The following is a 2384-nucleotide window of genomic DNA, read 5'->3' as shown; positions in this document are numbered from 1 at the left end:
GTAAGCGTCCGGCCAACGACGTGCTGAGAGGCGTTGAGGTGAGAGCCGCCGCCGTGGACGCTGGCGAGCATGTCGAAGTCGGTGGAGAAGCAGGAGTGGTTCCAGGTCGCGGAGTCTTTCGAGGCCAGCGGACTGACGCAGGTGGAGTTCGCGCGGCAGCGTGGCGTGCGGCTGAGCACGGTGCAGTCGTGGGTGTACCGGCGACGCCGGTACCTGGCGGCGAAGGCCGAGCCGGTCCGCCTGCTACCAGTCAAGGTGACGGCCCCCGTGGAGCCGAGCACCACCCTCATCGAAGTCGTCACGGAGGGCGGGGCTCGCCTGCGCTTTGCCATGGGCACTGACGTGGGGTACGTGGCCCGACTCGTCGCCGCGCTGGGGCGGTGAGGCGGTGTTTGCCCTTCCAGCCTCGATGCGCGTGGTGCTGGCCACCGCGCCCGTGGACATGCGCAAGTCGATAGATGGACTCATGGCGCTGGTGCGCGCCGAGTGGGGCGAGGACGTCTACTCGGGCCACCTCTTCGCCTTCGTCTCGCGCAAGGGAGACCGAATCAAGGTGCTGACGTGGAGCCGGGGCGGCTTCGTGCTGCTGTACAAGCGGCTGGAGACGGGGCGTTTCCGGCTGCCGCCGGTGGACGAGGGCGCGCAGGTGGTTCACCTGGACGCCACGCAGTTGGCGATGCTGCTGGACGGCATCGACGTGGCCCAGGTGAGGCGCCAGCCCGCCTGGGCGCCTCCCGGGCGCACGGGCACCTGACGCGCCCGGCCCGGGACGCCTCCGCGCCGTGGCGTGTTGAGGCTACGTGCCGCGCGAGCTCCCTCAAGACCACTTCTGCCCCTGGCGCGAGGAGGCGGAGGAACTCAAGGAGCGCCTGACGTCGCTGGAGGCGAAGATGGCGACGCTGGAGCGCCACGTCTTCGGCCGCAGGACGGAGAAGCTGCCGACGGTGACCGCCGAACTGCGAGGGGACGGCGCAGACACGGCGGCCCAGGCCGAGGCCGCGAAAAAGAAGCGTCAGCAGCGGGCGGCCCGGAAGGCCGACGAGGCCCCGGCGAGAGAGATTCGCCACGCAGTCCCAACTGAGGAGCGCCACTGCCCGGCATGCGGCAACGAGGATTTGAAGCCGCTGGGCAGGGGCCGCACCTCAGTGGTGTACGAGTACGTGCCCGCCCGCTTTGAGAAGCAGGTGCACGTGCAGGAAGTGCTGGCGTGCACGTGCGGACGGGGCGTCGTCACTGCCCCGCCTCCAGCCAGGGTGGTGGACAGGGGCGAGTACGGCCCCGGCTTCCTGGCCCACGTGGTGACGTCGAAGTGCGCGGACGCCATGCCGCTGCACCGGCTGGCCCAGCGGGTGGAGCGAAGCGGCGTGCCCATGAGTCGCAGCACCCTGACGGACCTCTTCCACCAGGCCGCCTCGGTGCTACTGCCCCTCTCCCAGCACCTCCTGCAATGCATTGCCTCAGCGGACGTGGTGTGGGCGGACGAGACGCCGCTGCGCGTGCTGGACGTGAAGAAGACTCGTCTGGGCTACCTCTGGACTTTCCTCACCCGGAATGACGCGGGCGAGTGGCTCATCGGCTACCGCTTCAGCATGGGCCGGGCCAGCAAGACGCCGAAGGAAGTCCTGGGTGGCACCGCGGGCGCGCTCGTGGTGGACGCGTACACCGGCTACAACGCGGTGACGCTGCCGCAGGGCCGGGTGCGCGTCGGCTGCTGGGCCCATGTGCGTCGCCGCTTCTTCGACGCGCTGGCCACCGCGCCCGAAGCGCGACAGGCGATGGACTTCATCCTCGAACTCTACCGGGTGGAGGCCCAGGCGCGAGAGGCGGACGTGGTGCGCACCGCGGCCCACCGCGAGCTGCGCCAGGTGCACAGCGCCCCCGTCCTCGCCAGGCTGCGCGTCTGGCTTGAAGCCCAGGCACCGCGTCACCCGCCCAAGAGTCCACTGGGCCAGGCCATCTCCTACGCCCTCAAGCAGTGGGAGGCCCTCACGCGCTTCGTGGAGAATGAGCGGCTTCCTCTTGACAACAACCGCTCGGAGGCGGCGCTGAGAAAGGCGGCCCTGGGCCGTAAAAACTTTCTCTTCGTCGGCCACGAGGCCGCGGGAGAGAACCTCGCGGGCCTCTACGCACTGGTGGCTACCTGCGAGGCCAACGGCGTCAACCCCGAGGAATACCTCGCGGACGTCCTGCTGCGCGTGCAGACACACCCCAACTCGCGCATCGGTGAGCTGCTACCCCACGAATGGAAGCGGCGACGCGCCGCCGACCCGCCCGATTCGCCCCTCCAGCTCAGTCACTGAACAGCTCGCTCGTCGCGGCGCTCGCCGAACACGGTCCTCGTCCGTCATCAAGTCCTCCGGCACGACGTCCACCGGACGGTTACG

Annotated in this window: 3 protein-coding genes; all 3 read left to right on the top strand. The window is 69.7% G+C overall.

Features of this window, described 5'->3' with window-relative positions; genetic code table 11:
• Nucleotides 1-69: 69 nt before the first annotated feature.
• The 3 genes from tnpA to tnpC are packed head-to-tail and all read left to right on the top strand — an operon-like array spanning nucleotide 70 to nucleotide 2300.
• Nucleotides 70-384: an IS66 family insertion sequence element accessory protein TnpA gene (tnpA, locus tag G4D87_RS36770; protein WP_163787441.1), complete on the top strand. Its 315-nt coding sequence runs from the start codon at nucleotides 70-72 to the stop codon at nucleotides 382-384.
• 25 nt (nucleotides 385-409) lie between these two features.
• Nucleotides 410-754, top strand: a complete 345-nt coding sequence (gene tnpB / locus G4D87_RS36765) for an IS66 family insertion sequence element accessory protein TnpB (protein WP_163787440.1) — start codon at nucleotides 410-412, stop codon at nucleotides 752-754.
• Nucleotides 755-800: 46 nt separating this feature from the next.
• Nucleotides 801-2300 (top strand): IS66 family transposase, encoded by a 1500-nt coding sequence (gene tnpC, locus G4D87_RS36760; RefSeq protein WP_163787439.1) that lies wholly within the window; start codon nucleotides 801-803, stop codon nucleotides 2298-2300.
• The last annotated feature ends 84 nt before the right edge of the window (nucleotides 2301-2384 follow it).

The sequence above is a fragment of the Myxococcus vastator genome, from assembly GCF_010894475.1.
Classification (GTDB): domain Bacteria; phylum Myxococcota; class Myxococcia; order Myxococcales; family Myxococcaceae; genus Myxococcus; species Myxococcus vastator.
Note: the sequence above shows the minus strand (reverse complement) of the source record. Positions and strands in the feature narration are given on the sequence as shown.